The 22,729-nt window shown below is 40.2% G+C and carries 21 protein-coding genes; 17 read left to right on the plus strand and 4 right to left on the minus strand.

The features are described from left to right. The first annotated feature begins 28 nt into the window (after positions 1–28). The 3 genes from FAX86_RS08295 to FAX86_RS08305 are packed head-to-tail and all read left to right on the plus strand — an operon-like array spanning position 29 to position 1,678. The gene (locus FAX86_RS08295) at positions 29–694 is read left to right on the plus strand and encodes a peptidylprolyl isomerase (protein ID WP_144392862.1); all 666 of its coding nucleotides are present in this window, start codon (positions 29–31) and stop codon (positions 692–694) included. A 33-nt stretch (positions 695–727) separates the two neighbouring features. Further along, entirely contained in the window at positions 728–1,309 is a 582-nt protein-coding gene (locus FAX86_RS08300; RefSeq protein ID WP_144392863.1) for a DUF6940 family protein, read from the plus strand. A 24-nt stretch (positions 1,310–1,333) separates the two neighbouring features. After that, positions 1,334–1,678 (plus strand): hypothetical protein, encoded by a 345-nt coding sequence (locus FAX86_RS08305; protein ID WP_205859130.1) that lies wholly within the window; start codon positions 1,334–1,336, stop codon positions 1,676–1,678. Positions 1,679–1,725: 47 nt separating this feature from the next. Here the strand turns inward: FAX86_RS08305 and FAX86_RS08310 are convergent, their stop codons facing one another. Further along, complete coding sequence (locus FAX86_RS08310) at positions 1,726–3,351, minus strand: protein adenylyltransferase SelO (RefSeq protein WP_205859131.1); 1,626 nt, start codon at positions 3,349–3,351, stop codon at positions 1,726–1,728. Positions 3,352–3,558: 207 nt separating this feature from the next. Further along, entirely contained in the window at positions 3,559–4,311 is a 753-nt protein-coding gene (locus FAX86_RS08315) for a DUF4097 family beta strand repeat-containing protein (protein ID WP_144392864.1), read from the minus strand. A 135-nt stretch (positions 4,312–4,446) separates the two neighbouring features. Here FAX86_RS08315 and hrpB point away from each other — a divergent pair, with 135 nt between their 5' ends. The 3 genes from hrpB to FAX86_RS08330 all read left to right on the plus strand — a co-directional run bounded on the left by hrpB (position 4,447) and on the right by FAX86_RS08330 (position 7,842). After that, positions 4,447–6,996 carry an ATP-dependent helicase HrpB gene (gene hrpB / locus FAX86_RS08320; protein WP_164503510.1) on the plus strand — a complete coding sequence of 850 codons (2,550 nt, stop codon included), beginning with the start codon at positions 4,447–4,449 and terminating at the stop codon, positions 6,994–6,996. Continuing rightward, positions 6,989–7,186 (plus strand): hypothetical protein, encoded by a 198-nt coding sequence (locus FAX86_RS08325; protein ID WP_144392866.1) that lies wholly within the window; start codon positions 6,989–6,991, stop codon positions 7,184–7,186. Before hrpB ends, FAX86_RS08325 begins: the two co-directional genes overlap by 8 nt. Positions 7,187–7,305: 119 nt before the next feature. Further along, positions 7,306–7,842, plus strand: a complete 537-nt coding sequence (locus tag FAX86_RS08330; protein ID WP_144392867.1) for a hypothetical protein — start codon at positions 7,306–7,308, stop codon at positions 7,840–7,842. A gap of 82 nt (positions 7,843–7,924) precedes the next feature. Here the strand turns inward: FAX86_RS08330 and rph are convergent, their stop codons facing one another. Continuing rightward, the gene (gene rph / locus FAX86_RS08335; RefSeq protein WP_144392868.1) at positions 7,925–8,644 is read right to left on the minus strand and encodes a ribonuclease PH; all 720 of its coding nucleotides are present in this window, start codon (positions 8,642–8,644) and stop codon (positions 7,925–7,927) included. A gap of 264 nt (positions 8,645–8,908) precedes the next feature. Between rph and FAX86_RS08340 the strand changes: the two genes are divergently transcribed. From FAX86_RS08340 to FAX86_RS08390, 11 genes are all read left to right on the plus strand, one after another. Then, positions 8,909–9,775, plus strand: a complete 867-nt coding sequence (locus tag FAX86_RS08340; protein ID WP_144392869.1) for a YicC/YloC family endoribonuclease — start codon at positions 8,909–8,911, stop codon at positions 9,773–9,775. A 177-nt stretch (positions 9,776–9,952) separates the two neighbouring features. Continuing rightward, a complete protein-coding gene (gmk, locus tag FAX86_RS08345; RefSeq protein WP_144392870.1) occupies positions 9,953–10,570 on the plus strand; it encodes a guanylate kinase in 618 nt (205 codons plus the stop codon). A 118-nt stretch (positions 10,571–10,688) separates the two neighbouring features. Then, a complete protein-coding gene (gene rpoZ / locus FAX86_RS08350; RefSeq protein ID WP_144392871.1) occupies positions 10,689–10,934 on the plus strand; it encodes a DNA-directed RNA polymerase subunit omega in 246 nt (81 codons plus the stop codon). A gap of 204 nt (positions 10,935–11,138) precedes the next feature. Further along, complete coding sequence (gene spoT / locus FAX86_RS08355) at positions 11,139–13,241, plus strand: bifunctional GTP diphosphokinase/guanosine-3',5'-bis pyrophosphate 3'-pyrophosphohydrolase (protein WP_144392872.1); 2,103 nt, start codon at positions 11,139–11,141, stop codon at positions 13,239–13,241. A gap of 27 nt (positions 13,242–13,268) precedes the next feature. Next, positions 13,269–13,655 carry a RidA family protein gene (locus FAX86_RS08360; protein WP_144392873.1) on the plus strand — a complete coding sequence of 129 codons (387 nt, stop codon included), beginning with the start codon at positions 13,269–13,271 and terminating at the stop codon, positions 13,653–13,655. Between the two features lie 70 nt (positions 13,656–13,725). Then, positions 13,726–14,403, plus strand: a complete 678-nt coding sequence (gene trmH / locus FAX86_RS08365) for a tRNA (guanosine(18)-2'-O)-methyltransferase TrmH (protein WP_144392874.1) — start codon at positions 13,726–13,728, stop codon at positions 14,401–14,403. 45 nt (positions 14,404–14,448) lie between these two features. Further along, complete coding sequence (locus FAX86_RS08370) at positions 14,449–15,654, plus strand: DUF418 domain-containing protein (RefSeq protein WP_144392875.1); 1,206 nt, start codon at positions 14,449–14,451, stop codon at positions 15,652–15,654. 8 nt (positions 15,655–15,662) lie between these two features. After that, a complete protein-coding gene (locus FAX86_RS08375) occupies positions 15,663–16,523 on the plus strand; it encodes a methyltransferase domain-containing protein (RefSeq protein WP_164503511.1) in 861 nt (286 codons plus the stop codon). Between the two features lie 42 nt (positions 16,524–16,565). Further along, positions 16,566–18,428 carry a serine hydrolase domain-containing protein gene (locus tag FAX86_RS08380; RefSeq protein ID WP_144392877.1) on the plus strand — a complete coding sequence of 621 codons (1,863 nt, stop codon included), beginning with the start codon at positions 16,566–16,568 and terminating at the stop codon, positions 18,426–18,428. Continuing rightward, a complete protein-coding gene (locus tag FAX86_RS08385; RefSeq protein ID WP_144392878.1) occupies positions 18,428–19,114 on the plus strand; it encodes a pseudouridine synthase in 687 nt (228 codons plus the stop codon). Before FAX86_RS08380 ends, FAX86_RS08385 begins: the two co-directional genes overlap by 1 nt. Before the next feature lie 96 nt (positions 19,115–19,210). Further along, the gene (locus FAX86_RS08390) at positions 19,211–20,212 is read left to right on the plus strand and encodes a Kelch repeat-containing protein (RefSeq protein ID WP_144392879.1); all 1,002 of its coding nucleotides are present in this window, start codon (positions 19,211–19,213) and stop codon (positions 20,210–20,212) included. Between the two features lie 140 nt (positions 20,213–20,352). Here FAX86_RS08390 and FAX86_RS08395 read toward each other — a convergent pair whose 3' ends face one another. Further along, positions 20,353–22,692, minus strand: a complete 2,340-nt coding sequence (locus FAX86_RS08395; RefSeq protein WP_144392880.1) for a hypothetical protein — start codon at positions 22,690–22,692, stop codon at positions 20,353–20,355. Positions 22,693–22,729: the final 37 nt, after the last annotated feature.

Genomic DNA, 22,729 nt, shown 5'->3' on the forward strand with positions numbered 1-22,729 from the left:
TTGTATTTATTAAAATAAGAGATTAGAAATGTTGAATAAGAATTATTTATCGTATTTTGGGTTGGGATTATTTTGTTTGGTACTGGTTGGTTGTGGACCCGCGAAAGATGATGCAATCGAGCAAATCGATGCGTTTATTGCGGAACAGAAGGTTGATAAAGTAAAGCCTGGCTGGAAAGAAAAACTTACTGAGCCGCCTAAGTTAACTTTTACCCCAAATAAAGATTATCTTTGGTATTTAAAAACTAACAAAGGTCAAATTGTCATTCGTTTTATGCCCGATGTTGCGCCAATGCATGTCTCAAGCACTATCTATCTCACACGTCTTGGCTTTTATAATGACTTAACTTTCCATCGTGTTATTACTGGATTTATGGCACAAGGTGGCGATCCACGTGGCAACGGCACTGGCAATCCCGGTTATCAGTATAAAGGTGAATACAGTGAGAATGCCAAACATGATAAAGCAGGCATTTTGAGTATGGCGAATGCCGGGCCAGGTACCGATGGAAGTCAATTCTTTATTACATTTAGAGAGACTCAGCATTTAGACGGTCGACACACTGTATTTGGCGAAGTGGTTGAAGGCATGGATGTACTTAAAGAAATAGAGAAATTGGGTTCACGCATGGGTAAAACGAAAGAAAAAGTATTTATCGAAAACGCCAGTATTAAAGTGACAGATAAAAAGTAAACGTTATCCAAATTCGTAAATTTGGAGTTAATAATGGTGCAATGGTTGGCGAACAAGAAAACAATCGATTCTGGATACTTAATCCAGTTGAGTTCGCCATCGTCTTTTCTGAGTTTTCATGATGTTTTAAATTTATGGCAAAACAATAAGTACTTCGTACAATTCTTTTCGCAAGCATTGCTTGGCGTTGGCTTTGTTGCCTTTCGATGGGAAATGCCAGCGTTGACCAAATCTAATCTTGAACAGCCATTTGAGTGCGTTGTTATCGATGCTCCAGAGCTTGATAGAGCACCCGATTACACACCTTTTAAAGCGTATCTGGAAGCTTGTAATTTATCAGTGCTGTCGTTTGATAACTTAGGAGCTGACGCAACTTTGGTGGTTCCTAATATTCTTCAATCTAGAAATTTTTGTCATTTAGCGCAGTTTCTAAGAGAAGCTGACGAAGATTTAAAGTGCAGTTTATGGCGATTAGTGAGTGAGACAATGCTGGAGAGATTGAGCTCTCAACCTATTTGGCTCAATACATCGGGCGATGGTGTAGCCTGGCTTCATGTTCGAATTGATTCACGACCAATATATTATCAATATTTGCCTTATAAGCAACTATACTAAGCTTGGACAACGAAGGAGACTAAAATGAAATACACAATATTAATGACATTACTTGTTGCAGGTTCAGCGTTTGCTATCGAAAATCGGACAACAATTTGTGAGCATGGCGACAAACAACGGAAAATCGATTTAGTATATCCAGAACAAACCGAAGTACCTTGTGAAGTCCAATATACTAAAGATAGCGGCATGCAGGTTCTATGGAGTGCGGTGGGCGAATCTGGCTATTGTGAAAGTAAGTACCAGGCTTTTGTTGAAAAACAAGAGGGATGGGGTTGGTCTTGCCAGGAACTTGCTCAAACAGAAGGTCAAGGATCTGAGGAAGCAATGGAAGAAGAGCCAACAGAAGAAGGTGATACAAGCCAGTAATTTATTAAGCGAAACTATCAAAGTCGATTGGTAGTTTCGCTTTCTGCTTAAGAGCTACACGATAACATTGAGCATCCCACCTTATGCTTGGCCCATTCTGGACGTTTTGTCGCATAATTTAAGTCTGAATCTTTTAATTCGTAGGGCGAGCGAAGTAATTCCATGAGTTTAAACAGCTCTTCCCAATTCCCTTTTTCGGCATTTTCAATGGCCAGTTGCGACAAATAGTTTCGTAAAATAAATTTCGGATTGGTTTTTTCCATAGTATCGTGGCGTTCATCACGATCAACGTTCGTTTCTCGAATAATTTGGCAATAGCTCTTTAGCCAGGAAGAAAAATCGTCTAAATCCGATGTGTCTTCATAAAAAGTATCAAGCAAACTATCGACACTTGGATTTTCCAAATCCACTTTGGTGAGTTGGTTAAAAAATAGCGTAAAGTCGACGGCTGAGTTTTGCATGAGTTCATAAGCACGGTTAATGATTCCTGCATTTTTCTCATCAAACTCTTTGACGTTGTTTAAACCAAATTTATTGCATTGCATGCTGAGCATTCCCTGGCTAATCGTCATGTCAAATAGCCCAATGCCTACTTTAAATATTTCAACATCTTCAATAACGCTTGCAAGTGCATTTGCAAGTGCAACAAGATTCCACCGACCAATTGTAGGCTGATTACCAAAACGATAGCGTCTACCTTGAGCATCGGTTGTATTGGGTGTCCATTGACTGTCAAATTCATCCAGCCAGCCATAAGGACCATAATCGATAGTTAACCCAAGAATGGACATATTATCCGTGTTCATAACACCATGAACAAAACCGACACGTTGCCACTCAATGAGCATTTTAGCGGTTCGTTGGCAAACCTCTGAAAACCACTTGGCAACCTTTTGTTCTCGAGTTCCTGATATTTCTGGAAAATCATGTTCAATCGTAAAGTCGATCAGCTGATTGAGATTATCCTGTTCATTTCTGGCCGCTGGTAATTCGAAATTACCGAAACGTATAAAAGAGGGAGCTACTCGACAAACGATTGCTCCAGGCTCTGGTGCAGGGTGACCATCGTACATTACATCTCGAATGACGGAATCACCCGTCGTAACCAAAGAAAGCGCTCGAGTGGTTGGAATTCCCAAGTGATGCATTGCCTCACTGCATAAAAACTCGCGAATCGAAGAGCGTAAAACAGCGCGGCCATCGGCTGTTCTGGAATAAGGGGTAAGTCCAGCGCCTTTTAGCTGTAATTCATGACGTCGGTTATTGTGAGTCAGCTCGGCAATGGTTATTGCCCGACCATCACCCAATTGACCAGCCCAATGACCAAATTGATGACCACCATAACAAGCGGAGTAGGGGGTAAATCCGGAAAATAATTGGTTACCACTCAATCGTGCCAACATGTCGTCGGATTGCATAGCTGAAGGTGTTATTCCTAATAACTCAGCAACTTCATCAAAATAAGCAATAAGGTTAGGATTACTCACCGGTGTTGGCTCACTGCAATGCCATAAAAGCCCCGGGGTTTGCTGGGGAGTATTGCTATTACTCGGGTTCCCGGTGAGTGCTTCGGAAAATGAATTGGTGAGTTGTTGCGATGAATATTCCATAAAGTCTCTATGAGAACGACGTTGATTGATTGTACTAAAGGCCAGTTTAGCAGTGTCCAGCATTGAAACTAAACACCAAATTATTTATGGGCATTGCGCTTAATAAATGGACTGGTCTATTCGTGAATAAAGTGATTTATGAATTGTAAAAATTAGGACTTTATGGGATTTAAAAGGCATGAAAGTCAGTTTTTTTATAAAACTGAGGTATCAAGGGTGTGAGCATTCAGTGAGCTGAAATGGCACACCCGAACGGTAAAGTAATAAACGTTATCGGCGATTAACTTTGATACGACCATTAACGGTCTCGATATCAATATTGACACTTCCGTTACCCAAAGTGCCACTCATAGAGCTACCAACGTATTTATTTTTAATGACGCTAATACCGAAATCATTACTAATTTTTCCATTGACTGTCGATGCATCAATATCAGCTTCTGCATTTGATGGAAGCAAGAGTTCTACCTTGCCATTGACTGAAGAAAGCTCGATAGATTCAACTCCGCTTAATGAATCGTAATTAACATCCATTGAGCCATTAACGAGATTCGCTTTTATACTCGATGCTAAAGATTGAGCATTAAACTTTCCATTCACCAAGTTAGTTTCTACTTGCCCTTTGATACCAGCAATTGTTAAATCGCCATTAACCAGTGAGATATCTTCTAAATTGCTGGAAGCAGGGATCATCAATTGGTAAGAAACTTCGGTACCGCTATTTTTCTTCGAATTACGCTTTTCATATTCAGTGGTAATTTCCAAGCGATCGCCAGAATGATCCATTTCAATTTTTATTCTGTCGCGAGCTTCTTGATCGGGTGCTTTGATGGTTGCCTCGACGGAGACCGTTGCACAATCGCATGACGAAATCGATACATCGCCATTAATATTGGATAACTGAATTTTGCCTGTCATTCCAATATCGAAGGTTTTAGAAATTGTATCTTCGATATCGGCAAAGCTACTCGAGACAAAAGTTCCAGCGACGGCTAACAGTGCGATGGGAAGTGATTTAATCATGTTTAATCCTTATCGTTGAGGTATTTTCTTGTTTGGACGAGCGGTATTTCCAAAAGGTTTGAAAATAAAGTTAATAAATAGTCTTGGACATGTCGCGTTGATATAATAAGCGAGTTTTAAGCAGCAGGAATCGCTTTGCAATCCTTTGAAAATCGAATCGATATCATTCTGGCAAAATGCCAATTACCGATAACTCAACTGTTTGATGAGTTCCGTCGGGCAATATCTGTCTATTCAAGCATAGTGCTATCTGCCGAGCCGGGTGCCGGAAAAACCACCTGTATTCCTTTACTCTCTCTTAAGTCATTGCAATCAGGAAAAATTATCGTAGTTGAGCCAAGAAGAGTCGCGGCAAAAACAGCTGCGATGCGTATGGCTGATATGCTATCGGAAACTGTTGGTAAAACCGTTGGGTACCGTGTTCGAAATGAAAGCCAGTGTTCCGCTCAAACTCGCATTGAGGTGATTACTGAAGGCGTGTTAATTCGAATGGTACAAAATGATCCTGAATTAGCCGGCGTGAGTGCTGTTATTTTTGATGAGTTTCATGAGCGAAGTTTACAAGCCGATTTATCTTTGGCTTTGGTCTATGAAACACAGCAGGCCATTCGAGATGATCTTAAATTGATTATTATGTCGGCAACCATTAATGCGGATTTATTAACAGCAAGGCTCGAAAACTCAACGGCTCTACATAGCTCAGGACGAATGTTTCCTGTAGAAATAGAATATCTGGCACCGCCTCGATATGGTAATTGGCGTGATGTTTTGGTTACGGCGGTCAGGCGAGGGCTTCATAAAGTGCATGGCGATATTCTGGTTTTTTTGCCGGGACGCGGTGAAATTGAGTGGAGCAGAAAGCAAATTGAGTCAGGATGTATGGATGAGCTTCAAGCACAGAGTATTGAAATCTTTGCTCTACATGGTGAGCTCTCCTTAGCAGAGCAAAACAAGCTATTAAAGTCGAATGTTGAATATCGACGTATCATTTTGGCGACTAACATTGCCGAGACCAGCGTGACGATTGAAGGCGTTGAATTGGTTATCGACAGTGGCTTAGTTAAGTTATTAGAGTTTGACGTTGGTGCAGGGCTCGACAAGTTGGTCACTCGTCAAATCTCACGAGCATCTGCCGAGCAACGCTCTGGGAGAGCTGGTCGAATCAAAGAAGGCGTCTGTTATCGGCTTTGGAGTGAGAGCGATGTGTTGCAACCTTTTACGATTCCGGAAATTCAGCGTGTTGACTTAACCAGCTTTGTTTTGGAGTTGGCTCTTTGGGGAGAAATGGATACCGAGCAGTTCATATTTTTAGATCAGCCGAAAGAATCGTCAATTTCGCGAGCAAGACAATTACTTTATGAATTAAATGCGCTGACTGACAATGGAAAGATAAGTAAGACAGGTAAAGCGATGGTTTCTCTTGGCACACATCCGAGAATGGGACACTTACTAATAGAGTCATCTTTTCAGTGGACGGCCTGTTTGCTGGCTGCATTGTTGGAAGAAAGAGAGTTTGTTGATGACTCTTTTAGAGATGATCCGAACATTGAAATGCGGCTCGAACTTTTAGATCATTGGTCTCAAAAAGATCAGAGTGCTAAAAGCGATTTCTATTTGTTGAAAAGCTCTGCTAAAGGTCTTGTTAATCGCATTTTACAGCAGGCGAATAGGTGGTTTAATCACGAGCGACAGGATAAGAAAATCGATGTATCGATGGCCGGCGAGTATCTCGCTTATGCTTTTCCTGATCGTATTGCTAAACGCATCAATGATGGATATCAATTACGGAATGGTAAGCGTGTTTCTCTCGCTCAACCTGAGTTAGCATTATCTGAGTTTGTAGTTATCCCACGTATGACGTTTAGTGAAAAAGGTATTGTTGCTCGCTTACTAGGCAATATAGAAAAAATGCGTATAGAGTCTTTGTTTGCTAATCAAATACGAACCTTGGATGTTGCAGAGTGGCAAGAGCACAAAACTGAGTTTTTGCACCAAAAGCTTTTGGGGGAAATAATCTTATCGTCAAAGCGTGTTGACGATCCTGATCCTGAGTTAATAACGAAAGGATTAATAACTTTTATCAAACGTGAAGGTATCAAGGTTTTACCTTGGAGTAAGTCGTTGCAACAATTACGACGACGTGTTGCTTTAATAAAAAAATATTCGGTTGATAGTCGTTTACCTGATCTTTCAGATGACGGTTTGACTAACAATATTGACCGTTGGTTATATCCGTTTCTAAACGGAATTTCTTCTTTTAAAGAGATTTCAGATGAGTTATTGAAACAAGCTATTTCTAGCTTATTAACTTGGGAGCAACAAACACTCGTAAATGAACTTGCTCCTGAGCGATATCCGGTCGCTTCGGGTTCTAATATAAGACTAGACTATCGAGACGATGCTGCACCCGTGTTAGCTGTTAAGCTGCAAGAGTTATTTGGTGAGGTACAAACACCGACTATCATCAATGGTACGGTGAATGTGGTTCTTCACCTACTTTCTCCAGCAGGTCGACCATTACAAATAACGGAAGACTTAGTGAGCTTTTGGAACAATGGCTATGAACAGGTGAAAAAAGAAATGAAAGGTCGTTACCCCAAGCATCCGTGGCCTGATGATCCTATGTCTGCTCAGGCAACACGGATGACCAAGAAACAGTTAGAGAAGAGAAACTCTCATGGCTGATATTATTCCACTGACAAACTCTCGACGAAAAAATAAAAAGCAAGAAAAACGAAAGCACACGACTATGTGTAAAAGTGGTTTTCATCGATGGAAAATCTGGAAAGAAAAGCAGTTTGATGTAAAAGAAGGCAAGTTAGTTACTGTTTATGTCTGCGAGCGATGTGGAGAAAAGAAAGTTAAAGCTCTCTAGCTAATCTGTTATTGAAGTCTATAATTGTTAAATAAAATTATTTCATTGCTTTATAAAAAGTATTGTCAGTTATAAGCCAAAGACAACTTAGAATTAGGTTTAAATTTGGACTCTAGATTATGTTGCTTGTTGAATTTTCTAAAGATCAACGGATTGAGTTAGAACTGGATCGCCGATTATCTCCGGTCGACAATGCGCTTGGCATGGTGAATATGCTGTGCAACCAAAGTATAGAGCTTCCAAAAGCGGTTACTGCAACTGCCGCCCTTGTTTGCCACTGCCGTTGGGCTGCATTTAGTCGAATTAGAAAAGGTAAAACCGAAGCTGAGATTTTAGCATTATATGATTCAGGCTCTTTTGTGGATTGCTTTACTTATGATTTTAGAAAAACTCCCTGCGAAAAAGTGCTAGGTCAAGATAAGTTTTGTCGGTTTGATGATGTTCAGCGTTCTTTTCCCGAAGATGAAGATCTTTTTAAAATGGGTATTTCCGATTACGCTGGTCGTGCATTTCGCAACCGAAACTATGAAGTAGAAGGGCATTTATTTGTAATGAATGATTGGCCATTTAGTAATGATAAGGATCTTGAGCCAGTGATTAGTAGCCTAGTCAGTTTTGTTCAGGTTGAGTGGCAACATTATCGGGAAGAGCAATAGTGTTGATTTTATCAATTATGTTTAGCACAAAGTAAAAAGGCGTCTTTTAGACGCCTTTTTGATTCATTTGATACTTGGAAATTTAAGCCATATCAAGTGCGCGTTTTTGTTCATCGATCAGTTCTCGAATACCATTTTTCCCGTGTTCAAGCATCGCTTGTAAATCGTCATACGAGAAAGTGTCGCCTTCAGCAGTGCCCTGGATTTCGATAAATCCACCATTTTCATCCATGATGATATTCATATCGGTTTCTGCAGTACTGTCTTCTGCGTAATCAAGATCTAAAACTGGAACGCCTTTATAAACACCAACTGAAATCGCAGCGATCATATGCTTCAGTGGATTTACTTTAATTTTATTGTTTTTGCGCATCCAGTTAATGGCTTCAACCATTGCAATGCAAGCACCAGTTATTGAAGCTGTGCGAGTACCACCATCGGCCTGTAGGACGTCGCAATCGAGGTGAATAGTATGTTCACCCAATTGTTTTAGATTGATCGCGGCTCGTAGTGAGCGACCGATCAATCGTTGTATCTCTTGAGTTCGTCCCGATTGTTTGCCTCGTGCTGCTTCGCGATCGCTTCGCGTATGAGTCGAGCGTGGAAGCATTCCATACTCTGCCGTTAGCCAGCCTTGATCTTTGCCTTTTAAAAAGCGCGGTACGCCATCAACGACTGAAGCGGTACACAATACTCGTGTCTCTCCCATTTCTATTAGTACAGATCCTTCTGCGTGTTTGGTGAAGTGACGTGTGATTGAAACCGGACGTAGCTGATTAGGGGTTCTGCCACTGGGACGCATTAGATTCTCCTGAGATAATTATTGTGCAATGTTTCGACAATTCTAATTTGTCTGACCAAGGCACGAAATAAAAGAGTTAAATTTGAGTCGTTTTGAGTGAGTTGCCTCACGAATTTGGCCATATTATAAAACATTGAGACGCAATAGTGCATGTTATCTGTATGAAGCTTTTGTACTTGTTTATTCTTTGGTTATCAGAGGTGATGCGAGTCGAGAGTTCCGATACAATAGGCCAGATATCCTATCTCATATTGGAAGCTATACATGATCTACAGCATGACGGCATTTGCTCGCCAACCTCTTAAAGCCTCTTGGGGTAATGCTCATTGGGAAATTCGCTCAGTTAATCAGCGTTATTTAGAAACCAATTTTCGATTGCCGGAATCGTTCCGCAGCATGGAGTTTTCATTGCGTAATGCATTGCGCAAACGTCTGCAGCGAGGCAAAGTGGATGTTAGTTTACGCGTGGAGTACTCTCCTACCGATGCCGATGCGATATCGATAAATGATGTTTTGGCAAAGCAATTGGTGCAAGCCCATCAAAAACTACAGCAAATTTCGAACGAAGATCAATCATTGAACATTACCGACCTTATGCGTTGGCCGGGTTTGATTCAAATGACTGAACTCGATACGTCTGCGGTAGAAAAGGAGCTTTTGGGAGCTTTCGATGAAGCGATTTCTGCGCTAATTAATATGCGTCAACGAGAGGGTGAGTCATTGGCTCAAATCATTCAAGCCAGACTTGAAGGAGTTACTGAGCAAGTTGTTCGAGTTCGTGGATGTATGCCCGATATCATTAAATGGCAGCGCGACAGGATTACCACACGCTTTGAGGACGCCAAGGTCGAGCTAGAACCTGAAAGATTGGAACAAGAAATGGTCATGTTGGCGCAAAAAGTTGACGTCGACGAAGAACTGGACCGGCTCGAAACGCATATCAAGGAAGTATCTCGCTTAACGAAAAAGGGTGGCACGATTGGCCGGCGATTGGACTTTTTAATGCAAGAACTCAATCGAGAGGCGAATACTCTCGGTTCAAAATCGATCAGTGCAGAAACAACAGCCGCTTCAGTCGAGATTAAAGTTCTTATTGAGCAAATGCGCGAGCAGATCCAAAATATTGAGTAAAACCTGGGCCAGCACGAAAGCGACGTTTTAATTTAAAAGCCGATAAAACAATAGGTTATTCATCGTTATTGGTAATAAAGAGAGTTCTCTTGGGAGATCGGCTTTTTCAATATTTGGGTTAATTTCGCGCGCAATACTGCTATCATTTTACTTTGGCACTTCATTGATTATTGATATATGTCTGATCAAGGTACGTTATATATTGTTTCTGCGCCGAGCGGTGCGGGGAAAACGAGTTTACTCAAAGCGGTTTTAGAGAATGCCGAAAACATTATTGTGTCGGTGTCTCATACCACACGTCCGCAACGCAAGGGCGAAGAGTATGGTGTCGATTATCACTTTATTAAAATGGAAACATTTCAGCGGATGATCGGTAATGGTTCATTTCTTGAACATGCGGAAGTTTTTGGTAATTACTATGGCACTTCAAAAGAATGGATCGATAAAAAGCTGTCCAGTGGTATTGATGTGATATTAGAAATTGATTGGCAAGGCGCTCGTCAAGTTCGCGAAAAGATGCCAGAGGCCAGGTCTGTGTTTATACTGCCTCCTTCCAGAGAAGCTCTTGAAGAGCGGCTTCAAGGACGAGGACAAGACTCGCAAGAGGTCATCGACAAGCGTATGGCCGCTGCAAAGGAAGAGATGTCTCATTACAAAGAATACGACTATATCGTGATTAATGATGATTTCGAGCAGGCGAAACAAGAGCTAAAATCGATATTTATCGCCGAGCGTTTGACGGCAAAGCATCAGATTCGCAGAAATGCCCAATTAATCGACAATCTATTAGCTTAATCACTGGGAAATTTGCATCAACTTAGGTTATTATAGGCGGCTGTTCGCTGGGTCCGGCAGGGCCTATCTGGTGAGCCGGTGAGTTAGAATTCGTAACATAGATATATGGAGAAGCTGAATGGCTCGAGTTACCGTTCAGGATGCCGTAGATAAAATCGGCAACCGATTTGATTTAGTATTGGTTTCTGCCAAGCGTGCGCGTCAGTTGGCGACACAAGGCAAAGACCCAATGGTTGACTGGGATAACGACAAACCAACCGTTGTCGCGTTGCGCGAAATTGAAGAGGGTTTGGTTAACCGTGGAAATGTTGACCGCTTAGGACATGTCGCTGAAGACGAGCAAGAGCAGGAATACGGCGAATAATCGTTCTAATACCTGAATTACAAAGCTACCGAGTCTGAGTACAGTCGGTAGCTTTCTTTTATCTGATCTATTATTACCAGAGTATATACCTTATAGAAAATCGGCTTACCCGAAACAGCCGGAAGTGAGGCAGAGTCACCTATTTTAGGTCTTGATTTCACTCAATCGCACGGAAGTTTTTGGGCAGTTTATCGGAGAACGCACTTGTACCTGTTTGTCGGTTTAAAAGAACAGCTCGAGACATACCTGGATAAAGAGCAGGTCGCTCAAATTCAAGACGCCTATATTGTGGCGCGCGATGCTCATGCCGGGCAGCTGCGCTCGTCTGGCGATCCTTACATCACTCACCCGGTGGCGGTGGCTCGTATCTTATCGGAATATCACTTTGACCCGCAGACGATAATGGCTGCGTTGTTACATGATGTCATTGAAGATTGTGATGTAACCAAAGAAGAATTGGCGGAAAAATTTGGTACTCAAGTTGCCGATTTGGTGGAAGGCGTTAGTAAATTAACGCAAATTAAGTTCCGCACTCGTGCCGAAGCCCAAGCCGAAAATTTCCGCAAAATGATGATGGCGATGGTGCAGGACATTCGAGTCATCCTCATAAAGTTAGCTGACCGTTTACATAATATGCGTACGTTGGGTTCACTAAAGCCAGAAAAAAGACGGCGTATCGCTAATGAGACTCTCGAAATTTATGCGCCAATAGCCTTGCGATTAGGTATGTATGGCATTCGCAGTGAACTCGAAGACTTGGGATTCTCAGCACGTTATCCCATGCGCTATCGGGTGTTAAAAGAATCTGTGAAAAAAGCGCGCGGTAATCGAAAAGAAATTATCAACACGATAATCGATAATATTCAGCAACGTCTCGAAGCTGATGTGCTTCATGCCCGAGTGGTCGGTCGAGAGAAAGATTTATTCAGCATTTATCGTAAAATGAAAGAAAAGCGAACGTCGTTAACGGACGTAATGGATGTTTATGCTTTTCGTGTCATTTGCGATACAGAAGATACCTGTTATCGCATACTCGGCTTCTTACACAGTCTTTACATTCCTATTCCCGGTCGTTTTAAAGATTATATTGCCATCCCCAAAGCCAATGGTTATCAAAGCTTACACACAACTTTGAAAGGTCCTCACGGATTACACATCGAAGTGCAAATTCGTACCGACTCTATGGACCAAATGGCTGAAAATGGTGTTGCTGCACATTGGTTGTATAAATCAAATAACGATTCGAATCCTGCGGAGTTAAAAGCTCGAGAATGGATGAAGAGTTTGATGGAGTTACAAAATCGAGCGGGCGACTCCATGGAATTTATCGAAAATGTAAAAATCGATTTATTCCCCGACGAAGTGTTTGTCTTTACGCCAAACGGTTCAATTATTGTTTTGCCGCATGGTGCGACGCCTGTCGATTTTGCCTACGCAATTCACACCGACGTCGGCAACAGTTGTATTGCGAGCAAAATTAATCGCCAAATTATGCCCCTAAGTACGCCATTGGTAAATGGCAGCACGGTTGAAATTATTACGGCACCAGGTGCAAAACCTAACCCAAGCTGGTTGAGTTTTGTTATTACGGGTAAAGCGCGTGCAAACATACGCCACTTTTTGAAAAATCTCCGATTGGATGAGGCACTCAAATTAGGTGAGCGTTTACTGGATCAAGCCTTGGGCGATAAGTCTCTTGATGACTATGATGACGACTTGAAGCAAAGCATTGCGAAGAAAACGCGACATAAGAATTTTGATGAAGTTTTAACGGAAATAGGATTGGGTCGGTTAGCTGCAATTGTTATTGCGCATCGACTATTGCCTGAAGAAGAATCGGTTGTTGATGACGATGTTTCTAATAAAAAGCCGATGGCGATTCGTGGCACCGAAGGCTTGTTAGTCAGTTATGCAAAATGTTGTCATCCGATTCCTTACGAACCCATCGTTGCTTTTGTAAGTGCCGGAAGGGGAATCATTATACATCGTGCAGATTGTAATAATGTTGCGAAACATCAGGCCGACGACCATAAATACATGCCCGTACAATGGGAAGAAGGTATTCAAGGCGAATTTACCATTGAGCTACGAGTGGTTGTATTTAATGATCGAGGTGTACTTGCGAAAGTCACCAGTGTCATAGCGGAAGCCGAAGCTAACATCGTTAATATCGACATTGATCAGCAAGATGGTACAACCAACGCACTGAATTTCACAATGACGGTAAGAGATCGAGTTCATTTGGCAAACATTATTCGACTTGTTAGAAAACATAAGTTTGTCAACAAAATTACCCGAAGCAAATAAATTAACAATAAAATTAAAGAGGATGCTATGGCTAAGCAAATCATTTCAACAGAGAATGCTCCAGCAGCAATTGGAACCTATTCTCAAGCGGTTAAAGTGAATGACACGGTTTATTTTTCGGGCCAAATTCCGCTTGATCCTCAGTCAATGACTTTAAAAAACGACTCGATTGAAGAGCAAATTCATCAGGTATTTAAAAACCTATCTGCTGTTGCAGAGGCTGCTAATGGTTCGTTAAACGATATTGTTAAGTTGAATATCTTTTTAACGGATTTGTCGTGTTTTGCTACCGTTAATGAAATTATGTCTGAATATTTTGAACAACCTTATCCTGCTCGAGCTGCAATTGGTGTAAAAGAATTACCGAAAGGTGCCAATGTCGAAATGGACGGCATTATGGTTTTATCTAAATAACAATTAGTTCATTAAAAGTTTTTAACAAAATTCAATTTGCTAAATTCGGGTGAGTTGAGAGATAACGTTGATGAAAGAAAACCGTCTGGCTCGGATTAATGAGCTACTCAATAATCGCCAACCTGACTTAACTGTTTTTATGGATCAGGTTCATAAGCCTCATAACCTGGCGGCCGTTGTTCGTACAGCTGATGCTATTGGTATTGGTGAAGTGCATGCTGTGAGAGCAGAGGGTGCAATTCATCGATGCAGTGGAACAGCCATGGGCAGTGATCGCTGGGTAACGACGCATCGTTATGAAACTTTTAAAGAGGGTATTGAAGTCGTTAAAAAGCAGGGCATGCAAGTTTTAGCCGCTCATTTATCCGATAAGGCAGTTGATTTTCGCAGTATTGATTACACCAAGCCAACGTGTATTTTATTAGGTGCCGAAAAAGAAGGTGTAACCGATGAAGCAGCCAATGCTGCTGATCAACACATCATTATCCCAATGCTTGGAATGGTTCAGTCGTTAAATGTTTCTGTGGCGAATTCGATCATTTTGTATGAGGCACAACGGCAACGTGAAGCTGCGGGTATGTATGGAACAAGAAAAATATCCGATGAAGTTTATGAGCGATTAGTTTTCGAATGGTTGCATCCCAAAATTAAACGGTTTTGCCAAAAGCACAAAATTCGTTATCCACAACTCAATGAAGAGGGTGATATTGACGACGATGCTTGGCAAGAGTTAAGACGTAATATTTAATCCTCTCTTATGACTAGAGGGGAAAACAAACAGGAACTTGAGTAAATGAGCTCTCAATCAGCCCCTTTAGTACTGCAAGAACGTCTGCGTTCATTAGATTTTATTCGTGGAATTGCTGTTTTGGGTATTCTCATGATGAACATCCAAGCGTTTTCCATGCCTTTCGCTGCTTATGCGAACCCCACCAACTTTGGCGACTTAACTGGTATCAATTACTGGTCTTGGTATTTGTCGCATTTGTTTTTTGACCAAAAATTCATGAGTATATTTTCAATACTATTTGGTGTCGGCATTTTAATTTTCTCCGAACGTGCTGATGCAAAAGAAGGTCACAGTGGTAAACGTCATTATATTCGAATGTTTTGGTTATTTGTCTTTGGAATGATTCATGCCTATTTCATTTGGTGGGGGGATATTTTAGTCGCTTATTCCTTAAGTGGTGCGCTTGCCTATCTCTTTCGAAATGTTGGTGTAAAGGCTTTGGCAATAACCGGGTTTTCTTTTATTTTGTTAGTATCTTTATTTCAACTTCTTCAAGGCTTTGCTTTGCCACACATGTCGGAAAAAGAAATTGCTGACAATATATTAGTGTTTTGGTCTCCTGGTGAAGAAGCCATTGGAAAAGAAGTGGCTGCCTATTCCGGAACCTGGTTAGAGGCTTTTCATTTTAGAGTTTCGCAAGCCATTATGGTTCAAACATTTACTTTGTTATATATCTTTAAAATATTGGGATTGAACTTAATTGGCATGGCGTTGTACAAGTCGAACTTCTTTAGAGGTAGTTATCGAAGAGGAACTTATTTATTTAGCGGACTCATGCTGGTCATTATTGGAACTACGCTTACTGGTATCGGCGCGACATACAATATTGAAAGTAATTTTTCATGGCAGTTCTCAATTGCTTATGGCATACAGTTTAATTATTGGGGGAGTACCTTTTCTGCATTGGGTTATATGAGCCTTCTGATGTGGATGAGTCAAAATATTGAAACTAACTTTTTTAAGCGCTCAATGGCAAAGGTTGGGCAAATGGCATTTACTAATTATATTCTACAGTCTCTCATCTGCACGACCATTATTTACGGTTATGGATTGAATCTGTACGGTAAACTAGAACGTTTTGATCAAGTGCTCTTTACGTTTGCTGTTTGGATGATTTTGCTTATATTTTCAAGTGTTTGGTTGAGTCGTTTTCGATTTGGACCTCTTGAGAAAGTATGGCGAGCGCTAACTTATGGAAAAGTTTCTTAAGACTTGATATGACTGACCAATTAGAGTTGTTATCGCGTATTAAAAGCAATCATTTACCCGTTTATGATTGTCGAAGTCACTCCGACTTTCTCGCCAATCATTGGCGAGAAAGTGTCAATATCCCAAGTAATGAACTATTTGAGCGAATGCATGAGTTGCCTGATAAATCACAGTCTTTTTTTGTGATTGTTGATGACCGCTCTTACTCTTTGGCAAAAATCTTCTTTGAAGAAAGAAATCTACCCGTCGAGCAGTACATACATTGGGAAACATTAAATGTGGCGACTGAGAATGATTGGTGGGCCACAGGAAATGCGAGCAATAATTACTTTTGGCGTCCGGCTCCTTTTGTTAAAGACGTTTGCGATCTTTATTTTAAAAAATATTTAAGTCCCCAGAGCTCTATTTATGATTTAGCCAGCGGTTCTGGTCGAGATAGCGTCTATTTAGCAATGCAGGGCTATCGTGTCACCGCAGTCGATTATTTACAAACAGCGCTACAACGATGTCAAAGAACGGCTGCATACCACAATGTTGCTATCGATTGTGTACAAGCTGATTTAGAAAAGGACTTTCAATTTCATACTAATGAAAAATTAGCAGAAAATCCTTCGGCTATCATGGTGTGTCGATACTTACATCGACCATTATTAAAACAGTTAAAAGAGCATGTAACACCTGGCGGTTTGATTGCTTATCACACTTTTATGGAAGGTAGCGAAAAATTTGGATCTCCAAAGAACCCTAATTTTTTACTGAAAAAAGGTGAGTTGGCAGAGGTGTTTAGTGAATTTAATATACTTGAAGACCGAACTGAATCTCTTAATGATGGACGTCCGGTTTCTTATTTTGTTGCGCAAAAAACTTAGTTTTCTTTCTTTTAAGTCATTAAACTGGCGGTTTACGTATTTATGTTGAATAAAGTTCTTTTAACTAAAATGTTGATCTTTTTCTTGCTCTCATGTGGTTATTCATCATCGAGTACGGCGGAAGAGAAGATTCAGCCGAAAACCGTTGATGAACTTAAATTACAGCTCCGAGAAGTCATGGACCTCTATGATATCCCTGGTTTGAGTATTGCTGTGGTAACAGACAAGAATGATCTCTTCGTTGCTGGAATGGGATACGCCGATCTTGAATCTCAACGGAAAGCATCGGCTGAGACATTGTTTCGTATCGGTTCTATATCAAAAATGTTTGTTGGCTTGGCTGCATTAAAATTAGTTGAAGAAGGAAAGCTGAAATTAAATACGCCGTTAAGAGATTTAGCTCCAGAGATCGAGTTTGATAATCCTTGGGAGAAAAACGATCCCGTTCGTTTTGTCCATTTACTGGAGCATACAACAGGATGGGATGACCTACATTTACCTGAGTTTGCAAGTAATGATCCCAAGCCATTGAGTTTGGAAGAAGGTATTATGCTTCATCCTGATTCTCGACAGTCACGTTGGCGTCCTGGAACCAAAGTCGCTTATTCAAATTCTGGTGCCGCCGTCGCTGCTTACGTTATTCAAAAAATTACAAATACTGACTTTGAAAAATACGTAAAACACGAATTTTTTAATAACTTAGATATGATGACGGCAACTTTTCGTAAACCTGAAAGTGAGGTGCTTACTGCGAGCCTGTATTCATACGGCACCAAGCAACCCTACTGGCATGTTTCTATGCGACCTTCAGGAGCAATTAATGCATCGGCTAGGGATATGTCGGGTTTTGTTAAATTTTTAATTAATCGAGGCAGTTTTAATGGCGAACAACTACTTAAGCCTCAATCGATTTATCGAATGGAGCATCCTGAATCATCATTAGCAGCAAGAAGTGGTTTGGTTAATGGTTATGGTTTGGCGAACTTTTCGACTCCCTACAAGAACTTTATTATCTATGGTCATAATGGAGGCGTTAATGGAGGGCTTTCCAATTTAGGTTATTTGCCTAACGAAAAAGTGGGTTATGTATTGATGATAAACTCTGATAGCTCAGAAGGTCTTGAAGAGCTTACTCAACGAGTCCGAAGGTTTATTACCTATGGCCGTTCAGGTCCTAAGTTGCCAAAAGTAAAGTCTGTAAATGATTCTGTTATCAATGACTATAGTGGCTATTATGTAGCAACCAATCCAAGAAGTGAAAGCGACTATTTTGCGGAATACTTTCTTGGACAGGTTAATATTTCTTTTGAAAAGGATAAAGTTTCCTTTTCAAACCGGGAGAATGAAGTTTATGTTCCCGTTGGCAATAATCGTTTTCGTTTAGATAACGAGAGTGCTGCAACTATGATTTTACTGCGTGATCAAGATGGTGTTGCGATTGAAAAAAATGGGACTTACTATTCCAAAATATCCGCCTTTGAATATTACTCTGCGTTATTTTTCTCTAATGCAATGATCTTATTGATAATATTAAATGTTTTATGGGCGTTTATTTGGAGCGTTCGACGCTTTTCAAAAAAGATTGAACGAGGAGCTGCAATGCAGGTTCGTGTCTGGCCATTTTTATCGAGCTTTATAGTGAGTTTAATTTTTATTTTGGTATTGATGGGTTCAGAAGATCTATCTGCATTAGCGACAGTGAGTATTTATTCAATAGGGATTATGGTATTAACCTACTTGTACTTTTTTACTTCACTAATTGGGTTACTGCAGAATATTCGTTATATCACGGCAAAGGTTAATCCAATTACAAAAATATTTGGCTTTATAAGTAGCATTGTATTTTTTGTTATGGCGATATATTTAGCAAACTTTGGTGTGATAGGACTTCAAACTTACGCCTAATGAATATTCCTGTTATAAAAGAAACGGACGATTGGATTGCTGCTAATAAGCCGGCGGGCCTTTCTGTTCACGATACAGACGGCGCCGAAGGAGTTGTCTCCCTTCTTAAAAAAGAATTCAATCTCGATTATTTGGCACTGGTTCACCGGCTCGATAAAGTCACCAGCGGTTGCTTGCTGTTAGCGAAAAATAAAGAAGCGGCAGCACATTTATCGAAGCAGTTCCAATTACGAAATGTAAAAAAAATCTATATCGCGATAACAGAAGGTAAGCCTAAAAAGAAGCAAGGTATGATTAAGGGAGATATGGTGTCCGTCCGTAACGGAAACTTTAAATTAACAAAAAGCATGAATAACCCGGCCATAACTCAGTTTTTCAGTTTGGGTTATAAAGACGGATTAAGACTTGCCTTCATTAATATACTGACGGGAAAAACTCATCAGATACGTGTGGCATTAAAGTCAAACGGAACACCGGTACTGGGTGATACACGTTATGGAAAACAAAATGATAGTTCTATCGATCGCTGTTACTTACATCATTATATTTGTCGATTTCAAACGCAAAATGGTGAACTGGTTACTATTAAAGCGTCACCTTTTGAAGGTGAAAAATTTCAAGAACCGGATTTTCAGGAGTTACTGATATTAAATGAAAGTAAGATTTCTGGTTGGTTAAATAAGTAATCATTCTGTTACTTAAAATAACTTTACTCCTCTGCTACATAAATCTAGGCTTTTATAAATTACTTCTTAAAATATTTTCGAATGAAGGGCCGTTTCATGACGTTTAATCGCCGTGAATTTATCTCACTAACTCTGTTATCTTCAGGCGCCATTGTGCTTCCTGCATTTTCTAAGTGGGTGAGTAAACCATCATTACCTTATCGAGTTCAAGAAATTTATCCTGCTCTTCACAATAATAAAATTTTTGTTGCTGGCGGACTCTCTCCTGACAGTCCACAAACCGGAGGGGTTTCATCGAAGGTCGCAGTTTTTGATTTGAAGACTGAAGAATGGTCTTTTGGTAACGATCTTCCAGAACCAAGGCATCATCCTTATCTTATCTCACACAATAGTCAGCTTTATGCTTTGAGTGGTTTCATACAATCAGAACAAGGTCGCTGGACGGCGTCATCCGATATTTTAATTTTCGATGATAAAACATTAAGCTGGAAAAAGCTGAATGTTGGTATGCCTCATCCCATGTGTGAGACCGTAGCTATGTCATTTGGTAGCCATATCCATATAGCGGGTGGGCGGAGACCTCTAGGTAAAACCAATGGTAACTGGAGCGACCATTCTGATACTAATCAGCATTGGGCGTTCAACCCGAATACTAAAAAATGGATTAAAAAAGCACCTCTACCAACTGCGAGAAATAGCGCGGCCAGCGCATTGATCAAAGGCAAGTGGTATGTCGTTGGTGGGCGAACGGTTAACGGGGGCAATGTTAGTAGTAACGAAGTCTACGATCCTGAGACTGACTCGTGGCACACGAAAACACCCATGCCTCAAGCCCAGGGTGGTTTAGCTGCTGCAACCATTGAAGATGAGCTTTATGTTTTTGGTGGAGAGTATTTTGACAATGGTGGAGGTGTTTATAAAAAAGTTTGGAAGTATTCGCCGACTATCGATCGTTGGGAGCATGTAACGGATATGTTAGTTCCACGTCACGGATTGGGAGCTGTCTCTTTTAATAATAAGATTTTCGTTATTGGTGGAGCAAAGTATCCAGGTGGCAAAGGAACGAGTAATGAAATGACAGTCTGGTTAGTCTCATAAGCTTCAGATACTTAAAAAGTATACTGGCTACTGAACAAACTCATTTGTTTTTAATTATAACGTAACTATTATTGAATTAAGATGAATGTCCGAAGACATCCATCTTAATGTTTAATAGTAACGAATAAATCAAGGACTTATTAATCAGTTAAACTGACACAGTGTCCACCGTGTTTATTGGCAGCATTAGCGCCTAAGTAAATTTCATTCGCGTTACACTGTTTGGTCAATGTATATCGAGTATTGAGGTTGTAGCCACCACTTATGTTTACGCAACTTCCCCAGTGCTTGTTTACAGCATTAGGACCTATATACTCAGCCCCATCACCACAAGTTTTAGTTTGAGTCACCTCAGAACTAACAGAGCAATCTCCGAAAGACTCAACACAAAATCCACCGTGCTTATTGGCTGCATATGGACCTACGTAACTTCCTTCTGAGCCACAGTCTCGCGATAATGTATATGTTGCTGTTAACGTACAAAAGCCTTTTGTTAATTTTGGTTTTGCGTAGTCAATACGATGAACTTTCAGATTTACCCGATGAAAAGCAGCAGCTCCACTCGAGTTTATCGCCTTCACATATACGTAGTAACTATTATATTGTGAATTGAATTCTCGTCCTGATAATTCTAATTTATCGCCTTTGTCCGTAAGTCTTAAAAAGTGGGTGCCGAATCCTTGTCCTTCATTTGGACCGTTCTGACTTGCTTCATAACCATCACTTAATTCAAAAATCAACGGATCTCCGTTTGGATCACTAAATATAGATTTATCGATTTCTAGTTTTATCAATTCACCATTTGACAGTGCTAACTCCAAGTTAGACACTTGCTTACTAACTTGTGGTGGTAAGGACGATGAGCCGCCGTACTGAGTAATATTGACATCAACTTTCGTCCAGTTACTTTGAATATCTCGACCCATAACATCATCTATTACACGCACAGACACAGGGTAAGTTCCTAATCCCTTCCAGTCATGCTCAATTGCAATACCGTTTGGTGAACCTGTAACACGTTCAACTTCATTAGTATCACCCCATTGAATCTCATAAGTCACATTATCGCTATATGGATAACAAGATCTCATGCGGATAGCAACTTGACTGTTTGGCGATATATTTTGTGGGCTTACAACGATAGGTGTTAGAGCAACGGAGTTGCCTGATAGCTCTTTGTAGAATAATGAAGTGCCATAGAGCTGACCATCCCAGCGAACAATTTTGTCTTCATACGGCTCTTTATTGTTAATGAACGTTCGTACAACCGCTGGACCTACCGGTAACAAGGCCTCTACAATACGTTGAGTATGAACTCTCATTTGTGCATAAGCGTAAATATTAAAAGATAAATCAGAATAAAGTCCTCGGGCTAGTTCATTTTTACCATCCCAGTTCCCATCACCGCATGTGTTCCCATAGTAATAGTTAAATGTAACAGGGACACTAGCGCCTAAAGCAACTCGAAGATCAACCGGATTAAATATTCGGTAAATTTCAAAGTCGACGTCTAGTCTTAGTTCAACACCTGGAATTGCCTTAAACTCACCATCAACAAAAAAGTTTGTGTTGATTTTTGAGTCCGATTCATCAATGTTTTTATAGTTAAACTCGATAATATCATCAATGATATTTCCTTCGCTATCTATACGTTTGTCACATTCTCTTTTTGTACAAATTCGGCCATATTTGATACGACCCTCTAAACCAGATTGAACTTCAAATTGTGCTTCAAGTTTCGATACCAAATCAAGATAGGCTAACGTATAAAATTTCCAATCAAAGGTAAATAAAATGGGACCTAGCCAAAAATCTTTATCCCCCTTCGAATGTACAAATGATTCTTCATAGATGCGTTTATTAAATTCAGACAACACTGCACCCGAAAAGACCAAGTCTTTTTCTGGTGTATTAAAGCTGATATCAGCGTCAATTTCATGGTTTTTATAACTATGACCATACTCAATGTGACAGCGACGTTTTGCTGTGTAGTTGACCTTTATATCAATACTGCCTTGCAACTTCATATTTAAAGACACATCGACGTTTACATTATCTTTATTTGATTCTTTACTATATTCTTTTTGAAAGTTAACAGGAACACTAAATCGCTTCTGCTTTTTAATAACTTTTTTATCACAAAACTTAGCTTCAATTGTACCGCTTGAGTTTTTGGTATAAATATAATTAGATGAAAAAGCTGCTCTAACAGCATTAAGATCAACGACAATCGGAGAATCAAGTTTTGTTCTCGTTAAATCATCGCGCAAAGTCAAATTGTAATCAGATAGAAAGTCAGATTTAGCTTCTGTTGGAATGTTTAATGTCCGAATTTCGTTAAGGTTATTTATATAAACAACATTGGTTCTATTTTTGGGTTGCGCATAAAAATCATCGTCTAGATTATTAAACGTTTGAAAATTAGCAAAACTATGAATGCTAACGATAGAAGTTAATAAGCCTATAAATAAATTTTTCATATATCCTCCTTATTGGCTCAATATTTAAAAATTTCCA

The sequence above is a fragment of the Pleionea sediminis genome (assembly GCF_007570825.1).
Lineage (GTDB): Bacteria > Pseudomonadota > Gammaproteobacteria > Enterobacterales > Kangiellaceae > Pleionea > Pleionea sediminis.

What these genes read in the sequence shown, in the direction of transcription:
- FAX86_RS08295 (WP_144392862.1), top strand. Translation starts at nt 29, where the DNA reads ATGTTGAATAAGAATTATTTATCGTATTTTGGGTTGGGATTATTTTGT.
- FAX86_RS08300 (WP_144392863.1), top strand. Translation starts at nt 728, where the DNA reads ATGGTGCAATGGTTGGCGAACAAGAAAACAATCGATTCTGGATACTTA.
- FAX86_RS08305 (WP_205859130.1), top strand. Translation starts at nt 1,334, where the DNA reads ATGAAATACACAATATTAATGACATTACTTGTTGCAGGTTCAGCGTTT.
- FAX86_RS08310 (WP_205859131.1), bottom strand. Translation starts at nt 3,351, where the DNA reads ATGCTGGACACTGCTAAACTGGCCTTTAGTACAATCAATCAACGTCGT.
- FAX86_RS08315 (WP_144392864.1), bottom strand. Translation starts at nt 4,311, where the DNA reads ATGATTAAATCACTTCCCATCGCACTGTTAGCCGTCGCTGGAACTTTT.
- FAX86_RS08325 (WP_144392866.1), top strand. Translation starts at nt 6,989, where the DNA reads ATGGCTGATATTATTCCACTGACAAACTCTCGACGAAAAAATAAAAAG.
- FAX86_RS08330 (WP_144392867.1), top strand. Translation starts at nt 7,306, where the DNA reads ATGTTGCTTGTTGAATTTTCTAAAGATCAACGGATTGAGTTAGAACTG.
- rph (WP_144392868.1), bottom strand. Translation starts at nt 8,644, where the DNA reads ATGCGTCCCAGTGGCAGAACCCCTAATCAGCTACGTCCGGTTTCAATC.
- FAX86_RS08340 (WP_144392869.1), top strand. Translation starts at nt 8,909, where the DNA reads ATGATCTACAGCATGACGGCATTTGCTCGCCAACCTCTTAAAGCCTCT.
- gmk (WP_144392870.1), top strand. Translation starts at nt 9,953, where the DNA reads ATGTCTGATCAAGGTACGTTATATATTGTTTCTGCGCCGAGCGGTGCG.
- rpoZ (WP_144392871.1), top strand. Translation starts at nt 10,689, where the DNA reads ATGGCTCGAGTTACCGTTCAGGATGCCGTAGATAAAATCGGCAACCGA.
- FAX86_RS08360 (WP_144392873.1), top strand. Translation starts at nt 13,269, where the DNA reads ATGGCTAAGCAAATCATTTCAACAGAGAATGCTCCAGCAGCAATTGGA.
- trmH (WP_144392874.1), top strand. Translation starts at nt 13,726, where the DNA reads ATGAAAGAAAACCGTCTGGCTCGGATTAATGAGCTACTCAATAATCGC.
- FAX86_RS08370 (WP_144392875.1), top strand. Translation starts at nt 14,449, where the DNA reads ATGAGCTCTCAATCAGCCCCTTTAGTACTGCAAGAACGTCTGCGTTCA.
- FAX86_RS08375 (WP_164503511.1), top strand. Translation starts at nt 15,663, where the DNA reads ATGACTGACCAATTAGAGTTGTTATCGCGTATTAAAAGCAATCATTTA.
- FAX86_RS08380 (WP_144392877.1), top strand. Translation starts at nt 16,566, where the DNA reads ATGTTGAATAAAGTTCTTTTAACTAAAATGTTGATCTTTTTCTTGCTC.
- FAX86_RS08385 (WP_144392878.1), top strand. Translation starts at nt 18,428, where the DNA reads ATGAATATTCCTGTTATAAAAGAAACGGACGATTGGATTGCTGCTAAT.
- FAX86_RS08390 (WP_144392879.1), top strand. Translation starts at nt 19,211, where the DNA reads ATGACGTTTAATCGCCGTGAATTTATCTCACTAACTCTGTTATCTTCA.
- FAX86_RS08395 (WP_144392880.1), bottom strand. Translation starts at nt 22,692, where the DNA reads ATGAAAAATTTATTTATAGGCTTATTAACTTCTATCGTTAGCATTCAT.